Raw genomic sequence first — 2,473 nt, forward strand, 5'->3', positions numbered from 1 at the left:
GCCTTCACCCGGTATCGGTCATGGGGAAGCGGTGGTCCCTTACCCCTGGACGAGGATCCTACCAAGGAGCAAATTCAAAGTTTGTGGCCAGCGACGCCTGACCGACTGAAGTCAATTCCGGAACTGGATCTAACCCGACTTAGCCGATTCGGGGGGTGCAGACGTGTTAACCCGACTTAGCCGATTCGGGGGGTGCAGACGTGTTAAGTGATTGATAATACTCACCGGGGTACTGCTAGGTCTGCACTACAGGGCGGTGGCTGGGATCTGGGCAGGTGGTAATCTTGGGTGGCGGTTGCGCGGGGAGATCAAGCGCGAGTTTGTCCAGCAGCAGGGTCAGATCGGGCTCGGGCTGGGTGTAGCGCGTGAGGACGAGTTCGCGACCATCGGTAGTCGGGATATGCACATCGAGCATCTGCACGGCGGCGAACTTCTCGAGCACACTGCGTGGAGTCAATCCCGGTGCCAGGAAATGCAGCCGTCGGCTCAGCGTGACGTGGAGGCAGTAGGCAAGGAAGGCGATGAAGATGTGCGCTTCGATGCGGGTATCGAGTTGATGGAAGACTGGACGGATGGCGAGATCTCCCTTGAGGTTCTTGAACGCTTCTTCGACCGCGACGAGCTGCAAATAGAATCGCCATAGCTTCGCGGGATCGGTCTCGGTGAGATTGGTGCGGAGCAGGTAGCGGCCCTCGCGCCGTCGGACCTCTCGGAGTTTGTCGCGGCGCAGCCGATAGCGTAAGGTCGTCCCCACGAGATCGACTTCGACCAGACGCCAGGCAGACGGGGCTTGTTGTCGGGCGGCGCCGAGCTTCATCAAGAGCGCCTCGCGGGTGAGCGTCATCGCCGAGAGTTGTTTGAGACGCGCCCACAAGCGCTTGAGCCTCCGGCGGCGCATCGCTCTTTCTTTTGCGATCCGATCCCGGCTCTGCGCATAGACATACAGCTCCCCGTCCTGCGGCAGCAGCTTTACGTCCACTCCGGGACGTGCCCCCTGCCACGATTGGGCCAGCAACGCATGCTCGAACTGACTCAGCCGCCCCTTGGGCGTACCCACGAGATAATGCACCGGGGGATCGCGCTCGCGCATCTCCTTCAGCACCGCCTCGGTCGGGATCCCTCTGTCCATCACCCAGATCCGCCGCGCTCGGCCGTACTGGTCCTCGATCCGCGCCAGAAAATCACGCAAGGTGGTGCTGTCCGCAGTGTTGCCCGCCAAGACTTCATAGGCTAACGGCAAACCCTCCGGTGTCACCACCAAGGCAATGACCACTTGCACGCAGTCGGAACGCCGATCACGCGAATAACCAAACCGACGTTTGGCACCGTCCTCTTGAGGCGGATCACACTCGAAATAGGTGCTGGTCAAATCATAGAGCAGCACGTCAAACGAGGCGTTGAAGAGATCTCGCCATCGATTTGTCAGGTGATCGAACACCGCGCGTTTGTGCTCGATCAACCGGTCGTGACATCGATACAGGGTGTGAATATCGGATAGCCCCGCATCTGCGCCGAGCAGATCGGCCAAGGCACTGCGTTCAAACCACTCCCGATGTAATCGCCATTCGCTGCCCGGCGCCAGCAGTCGATACGCGACCAGCACGAACAGTACCTGATCCCAGCGCGTCCCCTTACGGCTCGGTAACAGCCGATCGGCCCAGAATTCATCCAACCGCAGCGCCTGCCACAGATTGAGCGCCAACCAGCATCCACCCCATTGACGTGGCCGGCACAACCGCAACGCGCTGAGCCTGAGCCGCACTACCGCCGCGTCCGGCACGATCCCTTCACAGCGATCCTCGGGAAACAGCGCCAGCGTGCGAGGTGCGTTACTACCGTCTTCGAATACCTCGATCGATTTGCGCCATGCCAACTCCTGCGAGGCGTTGATCTCCCCCAGATAAAGCACGTGGCGCTGCATCACCCGCCCGTCGCCGAGGCGCTTGTTCTCGACAATGCTCCAATAACAGTGCTCCTTGCCGTCCTTCTTGCGAGTCGTGGCGCGTAGAAACATGACGGCCACTTATTATCCACACAATCAACCCCCTGAAAACAACCAAGGTCTTCACTACAGCCACTTTTCGCCATTTCGTTGCGCTGCCGGGGTTACAAATCAAATCGTTACGAATGGCAGTGGCGCGAAAAAGTCGAAAAAGGAGAGCGAATCGGCTAAGTCGGGTTAACGCCGCGTGTAGCGGTGCTTGACGCCCGCCGGAAACCACTCCGGATCCCCGAGGGCTTTCAGCTCGACGTGCGGAAGCTGGGAAGCCGGCGGGACGTAGTTCGCGAATTCACTGTTCAAACGCCGTAGCTCGCGGACGATTGCCTGGGCGGCCGCATCACGGCGTTCGTCGCTTGCCGTCTCGCCGGGGGCGAGCTCGATGACGATCGCGAGGAAACGATTCTTGTCTTCATCCTCGCGCGCTTGCATGACGAATTTTCCCGTGACCCATTCCCGAATGCCCGATTGCTC

General features: G+C 60.1%; 1 protein-coding gene and 1 pseudogene. Both read right to left on the reverse strand.

The features are described from left to right. Positions 1-235 precede the first annotated feature (235 nt). Positions 236-2,069, reverse strand: a pseudogene (locus M3436_20635) (IS1634 family transposase). 110 nt (positions 2,070-2,179) lie between these two features. Next, positions 2,180-2,473: phenylacetate--CoA ligase family protein (locus M3436_20640; protein MDQ3566376.1), on the reverse strand; the 294-nt coding region annotated here is incomplete at its 5' end.

Source organism: Pseudomonadota bacterium, from assembly GCA_030859565.1.
Taxonomy (GTDB): Bacteria; Pseudomonadota; Gammaproteobacteria; order JACCXJ01; family JACCXJ01; genus USCg-Taylor.